The sequence below is a fragment of the Carnobacterium gallinarum DSM 4847 genome (assembly GCF_000744375.1).
GTDB lineage: Bacteria > Bacillota > Bacilli > Lactobacillales > Carnobacteriaceae > Carnobacterium > Carnobacterium gallinarum.
Genome location: NZ_JQLU01000005.1, coordinates 1,391,632 through 1,408,421 on the forward strand (window position 1 = coordinate 1,391,632; position 16,790 = coordinate 1,408,421).

The window sequence follows — 16,790 nt, forward strand, 5'->3', positions numbered from 1 at the left end:
AAATTATGAAATTAACTAAAGTTGTTTTGACTACATTACTTGCTTCAACAGCCCTAATTGGTGCTGCATTACCAGTACAAGCGGCTACATTCCCGGCATCAACAGATGGAATTGTAAATTTTAAAGATGCAGATGGAACAGCTGCGCCTGTTGATCCAACTGAAGAGGGAAAAGAGCCAGTTAAACCAGTACCACCAACAAGTACATCTGGTTTACTACGTTTTGATCAAGTTCCAACTTTGAATTTTGGAACAGTTGAAATCAAAGGTGAAGAAGTTACTCAAGCAGCACAATATGTCCGCTTGAATGATGAAATGGATGCCTTTAAAAAATATACACCCGCTTATTTACAAATTACGGATGAACGTGGTTCAAATGCTGGTTGGTCTGTAAATCTTAAAGCATCGTCATTTTCAGCATATGCTGACGTGGCAGCAACAACTCCAGTAGCGGGAGTGGAAGATTTAATTGGAGCGGAAATCAGTATGAAATCAGCTAAAGTTAAATCACATTCTAACGTAGGTGATGCATTGAAACCGACAGTTGTAACTAGCACGTTAGCATTAAATGAGAATGCTCAAACAGTACTTTCTGCAGGAGTAGGAAAGGGTATGGGGATTTGGAGTAGTTCATTCTACAAAGATGAAACTGGAACATTAACTGCACCCCCATTTACAACGGATGAAGCAGTGATTCCAACTGACGATACAATTGAATTGAAAATTCCTGGAACAGCTAAAAAATCAAAAGATTATACGTATAAATCAACATTAGAGTGGGTTCTTTCTGACACACCTGATACAACAGTAACACCTTAATAAAGAATAGTAAAAAGTATTCAATGCATTTAGTTACTGCACAGTAGCTGAATAAATAAACCCAAATACTAGGAGGAAACACAGATGAAAGTAACAAAAAAAAGCTTAATTAGCTTAGTATCATTAGCAACATTCACAATCGGAGGAACTCCAACATTAGCAGCAACAGTAGGAACTGCAACGCCAGAAGGAAGTGTAACATTTGGCGAACGTACAGATGGTGGTGACGGTAATGTTACTTTGCCAGGAACAGGTGAGCCAGGAGAAGTAGTTCGTCCAGTTGACCCCACGCCATCTCCAGCAGGCCCATTAATGATTACAAATGCACCAAAATTTGATTTTGGAACTGTAGAAATTAAAAGTACAGATGCAACTTATCCGGTGAAAGCATCAGAATATTTTACAACAGTCAATAATGTTCCAACAACAGCTAAAGTTTATAAATCTCCAATGGTTCAAATTGAAGATGTGCGTAGCGAAGTTGATTCTCAAACATGGTCATTAGCAGTTTCTGCAACACCGTTTACTGCAGGTGGAGCTGAATTAGCTGGTGCTGAAATCCGTATTGGTCAAAAAAGTGTCGTGTTTAACAATACTTTAGCAGCGGCAGATCAAAAAAATCCAGCTGGAATTACAACAACAGCAGGTGGCTATACAATTAAACCAACGGCTCAAACAGTCCTATCTTCTGCAGCAGGAAAAGGGAACGGTAAAACAACATTAGTCTTAGATAACAATTATCGAGAAGGTGGATATGATGATGGTTCAGGTACAACATCACAATACACGGCTGATTCAAAAATTGATGATGTTCAATTATATGTACCAATAACAGCAAGCAAATCAAAAGGTCAAATTTACACATCAACCATTTCTTGGATAGTATCAGATACTCCAGAAGCAATAAATGCAACTAACTAAATAACAACTTGTAAAGGATGGGCTGAAGGAAGTCCATTCTTTACGTGTCTATTAAAAATTTATTTATAAGGGGATATATATGTGAAAAAGAAAATAGCTTTTGCCATTACGACAGTCATGGTACTTACTGCAGGGGTTTTTATCCAACCACAAAAAAGTTTAGCAGCAGATGATAATAATGGTTCTAGCAATGTTTCAGTATCTACTAATCAACCAGAAAATCAAATTGATAAAAACCAATCGTTTTTTGATGTACGTATGAATCCCGGTCAAAAACAAGATTTAGAAGTAGTGTTAACCAATACTACCAATGAAGAACTGACGATGCTGGCTAGTGCAAATTCAGCGATTACAAATGATAATGGTGTCGTAGATTATAGTTGGAAATTAAAAGATGCTTTGGCAGCAGCTAAAGAAAATAACAAGGATAAGACTAAATTACCAATTGATTTAAAAACAGTTACCTATGATTCGACTTTAAAATACCCATTGTCAGAAATAGCAACGATGCCTGAAGAAATTAACATTCCAGCTAAATCACAAGTTATCGCTAAGATACAGGTGAAGATGCCTACAGAAACGATTTCGGGAGTAATTGCCGGTGGAGTTTATTTAACTCAAAAAGAAGAATCAACCAAGGATGAAGATGCCTCAAAAGGGGTTCAAATTAAAAATAAATTTGTTTACGTAGTAGGTATTCAATTACGTCAAAACGAAGATATTTCAGCTCTTAAACCAGATATGAAATTAGATAAAAAGAAAATTTTACCTACCCAAGTTAATTATCGTAACTATCTAGGCATTAATTTGCAAAATACAGAAGCCATTTATATCCGCAACCTCACAGTAGATGCAAAAGTGTATCAAAAAGGGAACAATCAAGTTTTACATGAAGCGAAGCAAGAAGGTATGAAAATGGCACCAAATTCAAATTTTAATTTTGGTGTGAATTGGGAAAACCAAGAATTCAAAGCCGGAACATATCGTGTAAAGGTAACAGCTAAAGCTGAGGACTACGACAAGACATGGTCATGGGATGAAGAATTTACAATTGAGAGAAAGACTGCTGATAAATTAAATAAGCAAGCCGTTGAATTAGAAAAACCAGATTATACAATCTATTATATTATAGCTGGAGTGACTTTAATCGTATTCCTTCTGATTATTCTTTACCTAATCAAGCGTCATTTAGATAAGAAAAAAGAAGTAGAACGTCGTAGAATCGCACGAGCAAAAGCAAGAAAAAAACGTAGAAATGGTAAAACAAGATCTGAATCAAGCAAAAAAACAGAAGGCTCAAGTACATCAAAGCATACAAGTAAAAGCAGTTCAAGCAAGCCAAGACCTGATTCGACTAGTAAAAAGCTTAAATAGTAACTTAGATAGGAGGGGTAGCATGCCTGCAGTAAACGAATTATGGAATAACAAAAAAATCTACAACATTTATTTTAGTGTCTATACTAGTTTGGATGGAATTGAAAAAAAAGAAAAGAGATTTAGACGGATTTTTATCTTTAATAGAAATATGACTCATGCAGAGATTGCGCAAGTGATCTATAGAAAAATGGATAATATTCGTGAAATTTTGTATATTCGTGAAATTGCAGAGGCGATCTCCCTTAGTGACTAGTTAAACTTTTAAGTAGACAAAAATAGCGTTTTGATAAGTTAATTGGAAAAAAATTCTAATTAATTTTGTCAAAGCTCTATCTTTTTTGTTGAAAATCTTGTATTATCAGTTCAATATAAAATTTTCTCAAAGTAGAAAATAAGATAAATTTATAAGCAGGAAGGGAATGGATTCGTTGAAGCAAGAAATCGTCGAAAAATTACCAAAAGTGGAATTACATTGTCACCTAGATGGTTCTGTTAGCCGGAAAACAATTCGGAAAATTGCAGAGGCACAAGACTATCCATTACCATCAAGCGAGTCAGAGTTGCGCAACTTAGTGCAGGCTGGGGAAGATTGTCAAAGCTTATTAGAATATATTGGAAAGTTTGATACAGTGTTGGACTGCTTGCAAGTAGAGGAAGCTATTACCGAAGCGGCTTATGATCTAATTGGTGATGTGAAAGCCGAAAATGTAGCTTATATTGAAGTTCGTTTTGCGCCGATGTTGTCTACACATAAAGGTTTGTCAGCAGATCAAGTTGTACAAGCGGCATTAACTGGATTTAAAAAAGGTGAGGCCGATTTTGGTGTGAAGAGCCGTGGTATTTTGTGTATGATGCGTCATCATGACGATCAGCGCAATCGTGAAGTTGTTGAGCTGACAAAAGAATATTTAGGACAAGGTATTGTAGGGATTGATTTGGCAGGAGATGAAGCAAGTTATCCGGCTGGAAATTACAAAGAATTGGTTAAGTTGGCAAACGATTATGATTTACCAATTACCTTACATGCTGGAGAATGTGGCTGTGCAGGTAATGTTCGAGAATCCGTTGATATGGGAGCGACTCGAATTGGGCATGGGATTGCATTAAAGGATGATCCAGAAATTTTAGCCTATTGTGTAGAGCAAGGAATTACAGTTGAGATTTGCCCCAATAGTAATTTACAAACAAAAACCGTAACGGAATGGTCAGATTATCCTTATTTGAAATTAAAAGAGGCTGGGTTGAACATCTCATTAAATACAGACAATCGTACAATTACAGATACGAATTTAACCAAGGAATTCATGACGTTAGATAACTTGTATCAGATTGGCTATGAAGGGATGCAAGAGCTGACAGAGAATGGTATAAAAGCTAGCTTTACAGAGGAATCCATGAAAAAAGAGTTGTTGGCATTCGTTAGAAAAGAATACCAAGAAGTAAGCAGGAATGCTTAATTAACTAGTACAAAAAACAAGAGTAAATGCTACTCTTGTTTTTTTGGATAAAGCTAACAAATTGTGACAACTTAGTTAAAATAATGATAATATTCTAAAATAAAATCATTTTGTTTATGTATAAATCGCTTTATTAATGGTAAAGTAAATGAGCTAATCATTTTTATATTAGTAAGGAGATGAAGAAATGGAGAATAATTATACAAGTTTGGGGAAAGTAAAAACAGGTTTAACTGTAGTTCAGGGGATTTTTGTATTTGGAGTTATCTATTCAGCAATGAATTTAATTAGTCAAGTAGTTATGATGAGTCAAACGAGTACGATGATGAGTGCAGATGGGGTATACACTCCAGGGATTTGGGATCAATTTTTTGGTATATTTATGCAAATAACAGGTTATTTAGGCATACCGGGAAGTGTCGTATTCTCAATTTTGGCCTTTTTAATTGCTACATTTTCAAAAGAAATTGTAGGACGTGTGGATCAACATGAATCATTGTATACTATTGAAAATGCTAGGACAGTCAAAAAAATGTCTCTTGCTACAATAAGTATGGGTGCTGTTGCAACCATTCTAGTAATTGTTGGTTTAGTTGCAAAGATTATGCAACAACAACAAATGATGAATATGGAGGTTAGTGATTCAACAGTCTATCAACCAAAATGGTATGACAATTATGATTGGATTTTTAGATCTGAAATTTCTGGTGGACTTGTTTTAATTATTGGGTATATCGGAGTTTACCTAGCATTACAAGGAATTGCTGCCTTTTTTGAAGACAAAGCATCTTCTGAAAAAACTGCTTAAGCTGATTAAAAACTGAACTTTCGGAGTTCAGTTTTTTTATTGAGAAAAAGAGAGCTTTTTTACTCAATTTAAGATAGAATTGATAAAGGATTGAGGAATTGTCCAATTCAGACTAGCAATGAATAGGAGTACACAACATGACCAAAAAACGTGGATTTGAAGTAATAGAGAAGTATCAAGAAGCAGGCATTCAAGTGCCAACCAGAGCAACAAAGCAAGCAGCTGGTTATGATTTTGAAGCAGCAGAAGACATTGTGATTCCAACATTTTGGAAGACATTAATCAAAACAATTATCTGGGAAGTTACAGGTGCATTTAAAGAGGTAGAGATTTCAGATAGAGATCAAAAATTTTTAAAACCAATCCTAGTTCCGACGGGTATTAAAGCATATATGGCCGAAGATGAGTATCTACAATTGGCAAATCGCTCTGGTAATCCATTAAAAAGCTTTCTAATATTAGCTAATGGTGTCGGTGTTATTGATGCTGATTATTATAACAACCTTGATAATGAAGGACACATTATGTTCCAATTTCTGAACTTTGGTTTAAGTGATAAAGTTATAAAAAAAGGTGATCGAATCGGACAAGGTATTTTCTTACCGTTTCTAAAAGCGGACAATGAAGCAGAAATTGCTAGCGAACGTACTGGCGGATTCGGTTCATCAGGTAAATAAATTAAATGAAACACAAAAAACATCCATTTTCATGGATGTTTCAGACTGTAGACAAAAAGAGTTGGATTCAAGTTCCAACTCTTTTTGTCTACAGTCTGAAGCCCTACATTTATAGGGCTTTTTTACTTGGATAGCTTTATATTCCATGATATCTTACTCAGTTTATCCAATTTTTAGCCAACCAACGTTTATTATAATTGTTACTCGAATACGGCTTTAAATAAAAGCAATAAATAACATAAAAAATAGAGCAGAGAAATCTGCTCCAATAACTACTACAATAGATACTTTATTTAACAGCTTAAATTGCCTAATTTAAAGAATTGAAAACTAAGTTACAAAGATTTTATTTCTTCAATTTCTGAATCTTCCAAGTCACAAATAGCAAAGCCAATGATTTGATTATCCCTTAAATATATTTCCATTCGATTATTTTTATATACCTTATTTGGAGAAAAATCAGATTCAAACTCACAAATAAGAGTATTATTCTCAACAAAAACACTATATGACTCATTGACATCCACGTAATCATTACTCTTTTTGAAGATAGATGTATCAACCTCAACAATACCGTTACTTATTTCTTGTTTCTTTATATTATCTTTAAATGAGTCTTTGAAACATGTTGAATCTACGTAAAATACAATGCTTTGTATCGTGCCATCTGTAGAATCTATCCCAATCTCTAACGGAGGAATTCCACTAGTTTTTGTTAACCTCCAATAATCATAAAAATCTTTTGTGTTGCTTATATCCATTTTTATGGATACCAACAATAAATCATCTACCACTTTTTCTAATTTTATTTCATTTTGTGTTTCAATATTTTTGTCTGATAGTTTAATTAAATACATAACTTCCTCCTATAAATATAATTAAGGCTTATATAGAGCATGATATATTACGCCTGTATCGCCATTAATACCTATTTCCCATCCATTAACAATAATAAAATTTTTACCAGGGTTTACTTGTGGCAAAATCTTAGCAACTGATTCTTGAAAACTTAACATTAACTCATTTTCAGTTATTATTGAGCCTTTAGCAGAGTTTATAACTTCGCCCATATGTTTAGTAGCATTTCCGTGTACCCATACTTCCTTCCCATTAACCATTTGACCTTTTATGGTGAAAGATTTCGGTATATTTGTGTTTGAAATTACTTCTTGAGTGGGATTTATATTTTTCTTCCAAGTAATCTTATACTCATTATTCTTTACAGTGGCACTGCCTTTTACTGTAGTTACCTTATACAAGGCATAACTAAACCCTAAAACTTGAATAGCTTGTCCCAATTCAGATTCATTTAACCAATTGACACCATCTTCTACACTCTGTGCACTGGAAACAATTTTTCCCAGTATTTTATTGTAAACTTCACCAGTTACATAATTGTACCCATTTCTCCAACCATCTTTTACTTTAGCATCCCAAGCACCTTGAGTAATAAATTCAAATGAATCCGCATCTAAATATTTACCTGCCTTGGCTAAATATTGATACAACTCTGGATTCATAACACCTTTTCCATTTTTTTCTAATTGCCAAGATACTTTAGGATTTCCATCTGCATCTATGTAAATCATAGCATAAACTTTATATTCTTTTAACTCTTTTTCTTTTTCTTCATCTATCCCTTTTTTCTTATCATCGTATGCTTTCCAAGAACTATTAATATCTCCAGCCCAATCCAAGTTTAATCCCATCGTTGAAAAGATTCCTGCCGTTTGATTCCATGCTTTCCCTTCTGCTAAAACAGTGACCCCAGCTTCTAATGTTGCCAATTGGGCTTCTAATTCATCAAAAATTTGGATAGAGAAATAATCATATTCTCTTAAAGCATCTAATTTTCGGACTGTTTGTTGACGCATTTCTTGTAATCCGTCAATCATTCTTGCATTAAAACCAACTGGATCAACTATAGAATCGAGCATTTCACTCAATCGATTATATTGTCGAATCCGTTCTTCTAAAACAGATTCTTGTAAACTATTTACATCCACTTGATCTAAATACCGATTTAGGAACTGTTGATTCGCTTCTATCATTCGTTCGCATACCAAGATAAATCCTTTTGTAACAGGCATATAAACGGTATTGAAATAATTCTTCATTGAATCGTAGGTTGCCCCTTTTAAGCTAGGTTCAATAATAATGGCACTTAACGCTTGTTGGATTTGTTCCATTGTCGCTACGGTTGACTGACAATTAGAATTAATGGACTGAACTTGTTGACGAACTTCGCCTACATACATATTACTACTCATTTAGTCGTCTCCTTTTTTAGGAGCTCTTTTTTTTCAGCTATTAAATCCGTTTCTTTTTGATAAAGATAACTATTTTCACGTTCTAGTTCATCTAAATCTTCCTCATATTGATTCCAAAATTTACTTTGACAACTAGAAACCTCATCAAAAATAGATTCAGATGTATACCTCATTTCTCCCTCTTTCCAAATCTCTTTGTCCTCGTGAAAAGAATTAGTCACTTCTTGGAAAATAGTGGCAACATCCTCTTTCTTGCGATAATGTTCTGTAAAAGCACGTCTATTATCATCTAATTGCTCCCTAATCTTCCTTAGTTCATACGTTGCTTCTTCTACAGTTTGATTGTTCATTTAGACTTCCCGCCCAATGCTGCAGGAGTCATTAAATTTTCTAATTCTTTATTCATCACCTCAAAATCGCTTGCGACACTGTGAATATTTGCAATATCTCGTATTAATGCTGCCGCAAAAGAACTCTTTAATCCCTGCTGTTTTTCTGTTAAAGAGACGGATTTGCCGTTCCCTTGTAAAGTAGTTAGTGTCGCTGTTTGAATTTTCTTTCCTTGGTTTAATGGTACTACTGAATTAGATAAACTGGTTGCTAATGCACTTGCTTTGTTTAGATCACTTTGAAACGTAGCCATAAAATTTACCTCGCTTTAATTATGATAAATTTAATTTTACCATAATTAAATTTCGCTTACAAATCGATAGTTATTTATTTTATTTTTTTATCAATCTGCTATTCATATGTATTTTTTTAAGTTTTTTTATTGAATCTATTTAGTAATAATTGTATGCTTCAATATCATACTTTTCTACATCATTTTTAATTGTATTCATAAGGCTATTATTCCCATTTGAATCCGCCATTACCATAGCGTGCAAATAAAATTTTTCATATTTTTTGTCTTTCCCTAATTTCATCAAATTAAATGCTTTTTCATAAAGTAATAAATCTAGATAATAACCTAAGCTTTCATTTTTCAACAATTTAATTCCTAAATTGGCAAGATTGAGAGCTTTACTATATTTTCCAATTTCAGAATAAAATTTAGCTGTATTATAATAAATCTTTGCAATTTCTTGGCTGTCTTTTATTGTATCAATCAAAGTAAATAGCTCATCTAATTGTTTAAGAGATTTTTCAAAATATGTCAATTTTTATTTCAAACACAAGTAAATGAGTTGAATTACCACTAGATAATTACTACTTTACTAATTACTCACACCAAAACAAATCTAATTATATAAAACTTCAAAAAGGTTATTTAAAAAATCATATTAATCCTTTTTTTAGAGATACTAATATAAAAGAATTACAATTAAAAGACATTCAACTGTTTCAACAAAAAATGTTGCAGAAGGAAAATAAACAAACTAAAAAGAAACTAGATAGCAAAACAATTAACAAAGTATTTATTTTTCTCTCTCAAATCTTCGATGTTGCAGTTAAAGAAAATGTAATCCCTTATTCACCAACCGAACATATTCAAAAATTAAGAGAAGAAAAAAAGAAATGAACTTCTGAACGCTTCAAGAATATAAAGATTTCATATCTCGAATACACGAAGATGAACCACATATAAAAATTTTCTTTCAAACTGATTATTTACATGAGCACGAGGCGGAGAAATGATTTCATTAAAATGGAATCAACAGACTGTAAACAAAGTCCCAAAAAGGATGACGTTTACAGTTTTTTCTTATATAATATAACTGAAAACGGATCCAAGGAGTGATAGCTATGATGAGTAAACAATCTGTTAACGGAAGCAATCAATTTGCCATGCTCAAAATTGATGAACTTGTGCCAACCAAGTGTTGATCCAGTTGTATTAATTAAATTAGTTTTTATTCAATATCTCAGACTGTAGACAAAAAGAGTTGGAATTTGAATCCAACTCTTTTTGTCTACAGTCTGACATCCATTTTCATGGATGTTTTTTTGATTAAACTTATTTGGATTTCTTGAATATAATTCTGCCGCTGACAAGAACTATAAGAATCAAACCAATGACAAGTGGCTCAATCACCTTTTTTTCTCCAGTTTGTGGAAGCACTTGTCCTTTTTTTCCGTTAGAAGTAGTCACAGGTGGCAAAGGTTTTTGTTTTAATGAAGGATCATTAGAATTGTTGCTATTAGCAACAGTCACTTGTTTTTCTTCCAGTTTAGTAGAAGACTTGTCGTCGATAACGGATTTATCTGAATTTGGCTTATCAGGAGTAGTCGTATCAACAACAGCTTCTTCTTTTATTGGTGGTTCTTCTTTACTGACAACAGGTGGTTGTTTAATGTCAGACACTAGTACTGCTGTTTTAACAATCTCGCTTTCATTTCCTGCATCATCATAACTTTGTGCCCAAATTTCTCCTGAGGTAGTTAATTCAAAAGGTTTAAGATAGTTTTGATAGGTTTTTCCACTATCTAAGCTATAACGTAAATGAGTGAAATCAGACTGTTCTTTAGTTAGCTCAGTGTCGTAAGCGATGGTTATTTGAACAGGCGGAACTAGTGTAGCTGTTCGGACTTTTGACGTCATGCTAATTACGGGCTTAGCAGCAATATCAGCTTGAATATTCGTTACGTCAAAAGTCACAATTTCAGATTCATTTCCATAAACGTCTTGTGATTTGAAGTAAACTTTTTGATTGATAGCAACAGCTAGCTCATCCAGATAAGTTTCATAATTAATGCCATCAAAGCTATAGGAAATTGTTGATTTTTCCTCACTATCTGCTTTAAGTTTCACTGCTTGATTCGTTAATTTAGTCGTACTTGGCGTGATAATCGGAGCGTTAGCCGGTTCGTTTTTGTAGTAAGCAGTAATTGCTTTGCTCGTCGTATTTCCCAAGCTATCTGTTAATCCAACCTGCAAATAATTCGCGCCATCAGTCACAGGAACGTCATATTCAAATGGTGCAGCTTCTTTTCCTTCAAAGAACTTTTCATTAAAAATAGTGTAATTAATTGCTGTCTGAACGTTGTCATTGTTGACGAATAACTTATAGCCAGAAAAATTATCCGAAATTAGTCCGCTTAAACGAACTGGATTTTTATTCGTATAAATACTGTAATTACCCGCATCATCAACGGTTAAATTGTCCATTTGTAAAGTTGGCAAAATCGTATCAACAATAACATAGTAGCCTTCGTTAACTAAAGGTTCGCCATTATTTAATTCATTAGATTGAACTAGAAAGGCAACGCTATTTTTTCCCTGTTTTAGCTTGACAGGATAACTAAAAGTTAACGTTTCTGAATCATAAGGCACATCTTGTTGATTAATTGTAAAGCGGTCGACTTTTTCACGTAAGCGTCCTTTGACTTTATAAGTCTCGGTTGCCGGATCATAATTAGGATTGCCAACGCCGACTAAGGTGAGGCTATTTACATTGATTGTATCTAGTACTAAACTGGGCGTTTGTTGATAGCCGCTAGTTGTGATTAGAACTTTCTCCGTTTTTTGGTTGCCGTACTCATCAGTAGCTGTGATCGAAATCATATTTTGACCATGAAGGAGTGGGATATCTGTTTTAAACTGTCCATCCGCTTCAATTAAAGCAGTCAAATCAACCTTTTTCGCATCACTTGTTTGACTAACCTCTAATTTTTTAGTTGTGACGCCAGTTTTTCCGATTAATGGATAGCTAGTTTTTTCAGTTGTGCTTACCGCTTGATCAGGATTACTGATCGTCAACTCAGGTTTTGTAATATACACACGAACGGGTACTTTTTTCAGAATAGTTTGTTGCTGAGCATCAGTTGAAAAGAGAATTTCCTGTGTGTCTGAGGTAATCGGTAGTTCAAAATTAAAGAATCCATCTGGACTTTGAACTTCTAATCCATTAATATAAATGATTTTTGGACCAAATCCACGAATGGTCATAGTTTGATTGGTAGCTGAAAAATCACTTGTATTTGTCGTAATGATTTGATTATCACTTAAATTAAAAAGAGCAATAGGGGCATCAGATCCTGCTTGAACATACTGATTGGACGAGCCATAATTGCCAGCGTAGTCAGAAATCAGAACTTCTACTTGGTTTTTGCCAGACGTCGGTTTTTGCGAGTCTTTTAATGGAATACTAACGGACTCAGCCTCTTGCTGGCTAACATCATAGGTTTCAATTTTTCCATTGATAGAAACAGCTATTGAACGTAAATCAACCCCACTTAAGAGATCAGTTAATTTTAATTTTAGCTTCGTTCCTGACTCATCAAAGGCAATATCTGAGATAGTTGGCTTTGTCGTATCTACTTTAATTGGCAAATACATCTCTTGTGGCGTTGCTTTCTCGAGATCGGCTTGGGCAGTTACTTTTAACTGATATTGTCCATCAGCTACTACTTCGTTTTTACCGGTTTTTGTATTATAAACAGTACCATCCCAATTAGCATCCGCAACAGTATGAGAGGAATACTGTCCAATTTTTGAATTAAAAGTATCTTTTCTTAGTCTTTTGTCTTCATTTAAACGACGAATTACCTTGTTAGAAGCATCAACAACTTCATAAGTGACGGATTTTGCATTACGTAAGAAGTTTAACGTTGGCTTTGCTTGATCTTTTCGTCCGTCCTGATTAGGGGAGATCGCCACTAAATCAGGATTGATTGTTTTATTTTGTAAACCTAAGAACGTGTTATTTTTATCAGTAAAATAGCCAAAGTTAAGGAGGGAAGCTTTGTCATAAACAGGTGCATCGATAACCGGAGCTAAGCTATAATCTCCGTAAAATCCAACAAAGGGCATCGTCAGATTTGGTTGAGAATCGCTTGTAAAGCCAATATAGCCTTCAACAAATTGTTGCTTGGCAAATGAATCAGGCAACGATAAACTGATTTCAACGGTTTTTGTTTCCCCTGGTTGAAGTATAATTTCCTTTTGAGTGGGAGTTAGATTGGCTCCTGCAATTTTTGTTGCATATACTTCGGCAGTGGCTGTTTTCGCTTCTGTATAGACACCATTAAAATCAGTAAATTGATAGGTGGCAGGTTTCGTTCCGTTATTTTTTAAATTAACCGACATAGTTGTTTGTTGACCTATTTGTTTTAAAGCTAAAGCTCCATCATTATCAGTGCTATCAGTTAAGCTAGTAGTATTATCCAAAGCTTTGTCTAATTTTATTTGTCCAGCACCTTGTCTACGTGGAGAAATAAGGACATCATTGTTATTTTTATCTAACATTGGCAAGGCTGTATTCATAACAGATAATTTAGCAAAGCGGGTTAATTCAATCCCAGATAATGTTGGATGACTTTTTTTCAAGGATTGATAGACTAATGCTTGTGCCCCAGCAACAAAAGGAGAAGACATAGATGTTCCACTCTTCGTTTGGTAACTATTGTTGTTTACAGTTGAATAAATATTGCCACCAGGAGCCGATATTTCAGGTTTAAATTCTAAATCTGGAGTTAACCCCCACGAAGAAAAATCAGACATCTTACCAGATTTGGGATTGGCGAATTGATAGCTGCTAACATCAAAGCTAAATTGTTGCTGGGTGGTTTCTTGAGCTAGCTTTACTAAGGCATCACCATCTTCTTTTGTGAGGCTTAAGGTCAGATAAGTTGGGTCATTTAATTGCATATTATTTGGTGGACTATCTGGAACATTATTGTAAATAAAAGCAGCACGGGCCCCATTTTCTTTGGCAAAACGTTGTTTATCGGAAAAGGAAATGAGACCTCGCTGAATCAAAACGATTTTGTCTTTGACATCTTTGTTTTGATAATCACTTTGTTGTCCAGGACCAACAGCGACTAAATCAGTTGGTTGAGATAAAAGGGCAGTATCTGCCGTTGTCCCATTTGAGACAACAATCGCTCCTGATGGGGAAGTGGAAGTTGTCATTTTATAGGGTGTTTTTGTGCCGTCAGCATTAATTAGTTGAACGAGTAGGCCTTGACTTGTAATATACGTGTTTTCCGAAGAGGCGACGGTTAATGCTTCCGTTGTAACCCCAGGAGAACCAAGTGTTCCAGTATCAATCGTTCCAAGTTTATTTTGTGGGTTGACGTTTGGATTGTCTGTCGTACTTAAGCTACTATTTCCAGCTGAGATAACAGATAAAACTCCTGCTTCAGCGGCTTGTTTGATGACTAATTGTTCAGGTGAATTTGGATCAACGGTACCAGAAACAGAGCCCAGACTCATATTTAAAATATCAGCACCTAGCTTAACGGAGTCTTCAATTGCGGCAATTATATCATCATCTAAAGCAGTAGCTAAGCGAGTATTATTTGAGAAAACTTTCATAGCTAACAATTGTGCTTCTGGTGCCACGCCTAGTACAGCTTTGGTTGGATCTTCCCCAATACCATTAGCAGCAACGATTCCAGCAACATGCATGCCATGCATAGCGGTTGCTGGATTTTTATCAACAATCTCTTCATTATTATCCGCATAGTTATAGCCAAAAGGAACCTTTCGATTAAAGGCTTGTCCGTAACCTAATTTTTTTGCATTTGTCTGACCAACTGACAGTGGGATTTTCTCTTTAGTATTATCTGATAAACGCAGATCTTTATGAGTTGGATCAATTCCAGAGTCGATGATGGAAACCACCATACCTTCACCCTTTAATTTCCGCTTCTGCCACACTTGTTGAATATTTGCTAATTGATTGGCATCGATTGACGTTGGATAATAGACTTTTGCGGCAGTAACAGATTGAACACCTTTCATTGCCCTAATTTTATCGACATCCTTATACTTTGCATCAATAGAGAAGCCGTTTATTAGATAACCAAAGGCACGTGGGCTTTTATTTCCTGTTAACTTCTCGATGTCGTTTTTAATAGTTTCTTGAGTATCAATAACACTATCGGTAGCAGTATCAATGGCTGCAATGGAGCTCTTTGAACCAGTTGGTGCAGCGACTTGCTTAACTGCCGCTTCTTTGTCTAATTGAACGATGAGGCGGATTTCCTGATTCTCGTCAAAGCTATTTTCATTTAATTGGCTGACATCGAATCCACGACTTGCTAGCTGAGCTTTGACATTTTCATCAAATGCTTTTTTATTTAGGTCATTAATGGCTGTTTCTTGATTTTGTTGAGCAGCTAATAATTGGTTATAATTCGTTGGTAATATAGTCTCTATCTTGTCTTCGGCAAATGCGAACGATGAAAAAGTACTAAAATTCGTAGAAAGTAATAAAATGATTAGTAAGCCCCAAGTTCTCCTTTTTTGTCTTTTTTTATTGTTAAAAATCCCCATAGTAACTCCCCCTTTTTCACTTTTATGATAATTAGATAAAAGCATAGTGTTTATTTTAATCTAATTTTAATTATATTTCAATGACTTAATGAAACCTAATTTTTACTGGAATTTAATGAAAACGTTTAAGGTATAAGCATATAAAAAACGAAATATATGAATTTATTAATCAAATAATTGAAAAGATTTTACGTCAAGTGCTTAGAATGACGGTTAATTATTCAAGTTATTAAAAAAGAGAACTATCAAATGTAACTAATTGAGCTAGTGAGTTGCTATGTCTAGTATGAGTATCAAAAAACTTGCTTATATCTTAATTTTAATACAAGATAGTTTTTTTTATCTAATGATTCGTTAGATATAAAGAGCAAACAAAATTTAATATTCACTAGTTATTTATAGAAAGTTTTCTCCTTTTATAAAATAGTTTAGACATTCTTGAATTATGAATAAAAGATAACAAAAAATTAAATTTTTGATGAAAAAAGCTAGAGATGAAAGCGTAATGATTACCTTATATTCGAGTTAGTGCTACACTTGAGATATAAAATAACCACGAGGTGAATAAAATGACTGCAACAATCAAAGGGTATATTAATGATTTAGACAAAAAAGGTAATGATTTTTTAAGCGCAGAAATTAAAACACGATTTTTAGAATTCGCAACTGAGCATGAGGTTCCCGTCATTATTGAAAATGTTCATTTAGAAACTTTAAGCAATCCTGTCACTTTCCGATATAATTTAAATGTAGAGATTGAAGCTGGAAATGAATCAAGCTTCATTAAAAACTTTACAGATACTTTCCAACAAGAGGAAGCTAGAAGAATTAGTTGTAGCCAATAAAAAATCCATGTTCACTAAAAAAAGCTAGATAATGCGCTCTCCTGACAATAAGGATAGCTGCAGAATCTAGCTTTTTTTACGAAAAAGTTTACAACTGAGTATGATCTATAGAACGTATTTGTATCATTATAGATGTCTACTATTATTTTTTGATGCTTAAAAAAGAGTGTAGGAAAGAATTGCTCCACTAGTCAAGTAAGGGCAGTTTAAGAACGGGCATGAATATACTGCATCTGTTCTTGTAGGTAGAAGCTTCTGCTACGGCGGGATATTCTGTTTCGGATAGCAAGCTTATTTAAAGGAAAAGAATCGTCCATTTGCTTCGAGAATTCAATTCAATATTTTAATAATTAAATATAATGGCGTAATTTTTGTAATGTTTTTGTAATAATACG

At 34.2% G+C, this 16,790-nt stretch carries 15 protein-coding genes and 1 pseudogene; 10 read left to right on the plus strand and 6 right to left on the minus strand.

The features are described 5' to 3' along the window. Positions 1-5: 5 nt before the first annotated feature. The 7 genes from BR43_RS11190 (at position 6) to BR43_RS11220 (ending at position 6,058) form a co-directional block, all read left to right on the plus strand. Positions 6-818 (plus strand): WxL domain-containing protein, encoded by an 813-nt coding sequence (locus BR43_RS11190; RefSeq protein WP_034562044.1) that lies wholly within the window; start codon positions 6-8, stop codon positions 816-818. Between the two features lie 84 nt (positions 819-902). After that, positions 903-1,739, plus strand: a complete 837-nt coding sequence (locus tag BR43_RS11195) for a WxL domain-containing protein (RefSeq protein ID WP_034562045.1) — start codon at positions 903-905, stop codon at positions 1,737-1,739. An 81-nt stretch (positions 1,740-1,820) separates the two neighbouring features. Next, positions 1,821-3,113 carry a WxLIP family cell surface protein gene (locus BR43_RS11200; protein ID WP_245617859.1) on the plus strand — a complete coding sequence of 431 codons (1,293 nt, stop codon included), beginning with the start codon at positions 1,821-1,823 and terminating at the stop codon, positions 3,111-3,113. A gap of 22 nt (positions 3,114-3,135) precedes the next feature. Then, on the plus strand, positions 3,136-3,369 hold the full coding sequence (locus tag BR43_RS11205) for a hypothetical protein (protein ID WP_034562046.1): 234 nt from the start codon (positions 3,136-3,138) through the stop codon (positions 3,367-3,369). A gap of 166 nt (positions 3,370-3,535) precedes the next feature. Then, entirely contained in the window at positions 3,536-4,573 is a 1,038-nt protein-coding gene (add, locus tag BR43_RS11210; protein WP_034562047.1) for an adenosine deaminase, read from the plus strand. Positions 4,574-4,760: 187 nt separating this feature from the next. Beyond that, complete coding sequence (locus BR43_RS11215) at positions 4,761-5,381, plus strand: hypothetical protein (protein ID WP_034562048.1); 621 nt, start codon at positions 4,761-4,763, stop codon at positions 5,379-5,381. 137 nt (positions 5,382-5,518) lie between these two features. Continuing rightward, on the plus strand, positions 5,519-6,058 hold the full coding sequence (locus BR43_RS11220; protein ID WP_034562049.1) for a dCTP deaminase/dUTPase family protein: 540 nt from the start codon (positions 5,519-5,521) through the stop codon (positions 6,056-6,058). Between the two features lie 335 nt (positions 6,059-6,393). Here the strand turns inward: BR43_RS11220 and BR43_RS11225 are convergent, their stop codons facing one another. The 5 genes from BR43_RS11225 to BR43_RS11245 form a co-directional block, all read right to left on the minus strand. Further along, on the minus strand, positions 6,394-6,915 hold the full coding sequence (locus tag BR43_RS11225) for a hypothetical protein (protein ID WP_034562050.1): 522 nt from the start codon (positions 6,913-6,915) through the stop codon (positions 6,394-6,396). A 21-nt stretch (positions 6,916-6,936) separates the two neighbouring features. Continuing rightward, positions 6,937-8,328: a T7SS effector LXG polymorphic toxin gene (locus BR43_RS11230; protein ID WP_034562052.1), complete on the minus strand. Its 1,392-nt coding sequence runs from the start codon at positions 8,326-8,328 to the stop codon at positions 6,937-6,939. Further along, a complete protein-coding gene (locus BR43_RS11235; protein WP_034562053.1) occupies positions 8,325-8,678 on the minus strand; it encodes a DUF3958 family protein in 354 nt (117 codons plus the stop codon). The genes BR43_RS11230 and BR43_RS11235 overlap by 4 nt, the downstream gene beginning before the upstream one ends. Then, positions 8,675-8,971 carry a TIGR04197 family type VII secretion effector gene (locus tag BR43_RS11240; RefSeq protein WP_051933807.1) on the minus strand — a complete coding sequence of 99 codons (297 nt, stop codon included), beginning with the start codon at positions 8,969-8,971 and terminating at the stop codon, positions 8,675-8,677. Before BR43_RS11240 ends, BR43_RS11235 begins: the two co-directional genes overlap by 4 nt. Positions 8,972-9,110: 139 nt before the next feature. Then, a complete protein-coding gene (locus tag BR43_RS11245) occupies positions 9,111-9,488 on the minus strand; it encodes a hypothetical protein (RefSeq protein WP_169741048.1) in 378 nt (125 codons plus the stop codon). A 56-nt stretch (positions 9,489-9,544) separates the two neighbouring features. Between BR43_RS11245 and BR43_RS20735 the strand changes: the two are divergent. Together BR43_RS20735 and BR43_RS20460 are read left to right on the plus strand one after the other, a co-directional pair. After that, positions 9,545-9,676: pseudogene (locus BR43_RS20735) on the plus strand (tyrosine-type recombinase/integrase); the annotation flags it as partial. 6 nt (positions 9,677-9,682) lie between these two features. Beyond that, positions 9,683-9,850, plus strand: coding sequence for a hypothetical protein (locus BR43_RS20460; RefSeq protein ID WP_245617860.1), 168 nt, complete (start codon positions 9,683-9,685; stop codon positions 9,848-9,850). A gap of 435 nt (positions 9,851-10,285) precedes the next feature. On the opposite strand, the gene BR43_RS20620 is transcribed toward BR43_RS20460, so the two are convergent. Next, the gene (locus tag BR43_RS20620; RefSeq protein WP_051933926.1) at positions 10,286-15,550 is read right to left on the minus strand and encodes a S8 family serine peptidase; all 5,265 of its coding nucleotides are present in this window, start codon (positions 15,548-15,550) and stop codon (positions 10,286-10,288) included. A gap of 569 nt (positions 15,551-16,119) precedes the next feature. Here BR43_RS20620 and BR43_RS11255 point away from each other — a divergent pair. Further along, positions 16,120-16,395 carry a hypothetical protein gene (locus tag BR43_RS11255; RefSeq protein ID WP_034562054.1) on the plus strand — a complete coding sequence of 92 codons (276 nt, stop codon included), beginning with the start codon at positions 16,120-16,122 and terminating at the stop codon, positions 16,393-16,395. Positions 16,396-16,790 lie beyond the last annotated feature (395 nt).

Excerpts from the sequence above, each read along its gene's own strand:
- BR43_RS11225 (WP_034562050.1), bottom strand. The coding sequence starts at position 6,915 with ATGTATTTAATTAAACTATCAGACAAAAATATTGAAACACAAAATGAA.
- BR43_RS11195 (WP_034562045.1), top strand. The coding sequence starts at position 903 with ATGAAAGTAACAAAAAAAAGCTTAATTAGCTTAGTATCATTAGCAACA.
- BR43_RS11220 (WP_034562049.1), top strand. The coding sequence starts at position 5,519 with ATGACCAAAAAACGTGGATTTGAAGTAATAGAGAAGTATCAAGAAGCA.
- BR43_RS20460 (WP_245617860.1), top strand. The coding sequence starts at position 9,683 with ATGTTGCAGAAGGAAAATAAACAAACTAAAAAGAAACTAGATAGCAAA.
- BR43_RS11240 (WP_051933807.1), bottom strand. The coding sequence starts at position 8,971 with ATGGCTACGTTTCAAAGTGATCTAAACAAAGCAAGTGCATTAGCAACC.
- BR43_RS20620 (WP_051933926.1), bottom strand. The coding sequence starts at position 15,550 with ATGGGGATTTTTAACAATAAAAAAAGACAAAAAAGGAGAACTTGGGGC.
- BR43_RS11255 (WP_034562054.1), top strand. The coding sequence starts at position 16,120 with ATGACTGCAACAATCAAAGGGTATATTAATGATTTAGACAAAAAAGGT.
- add (WP_034562047.1), top strand. The coding sequence starts at position 3,536 with ATGGATTCGTTGAAGCAAGAAATCGTCGAAAAATTACCAAAAGTGGAA.
- BR43_RS11230 (WP_034562052.1), bottom strand. The coding sequence starts at position 8,328 with ATGAGTAGTAATATGTATGTAGGCGAAGTTCGTCAACAAGTTCAGTCC.
- BR43_RS11215 (WP_034562048.1), top strand. The coding sequence starts at position 4,761 with ATGGAGAATAATTATACAAGTTTGGGGAAAGTAAAAACAGGTTTAACT.
- BR43_RS11235 (WP_034562053.1), bottom strand. The coding sequence starts at position 8,678 with ATGAACAATCAAACTGTAGAAGAAGCAACGTATGAACTAAGGAAGATT.
- BR43_RS11205 (WP_034562046.1), top strand. The coding sequence starts at position 3,136 with ATGCCTGCAGTAAACGAATTATGGAATAACAAAAAAATCTACAACATT.
- BR43_RS11190 (WP_034562044.1), top strand. The coding sequence starts at position 6 with ATGAAATTAACTAAAGTTGTTTTGACTACATTACTTGCTTCAACAGCC.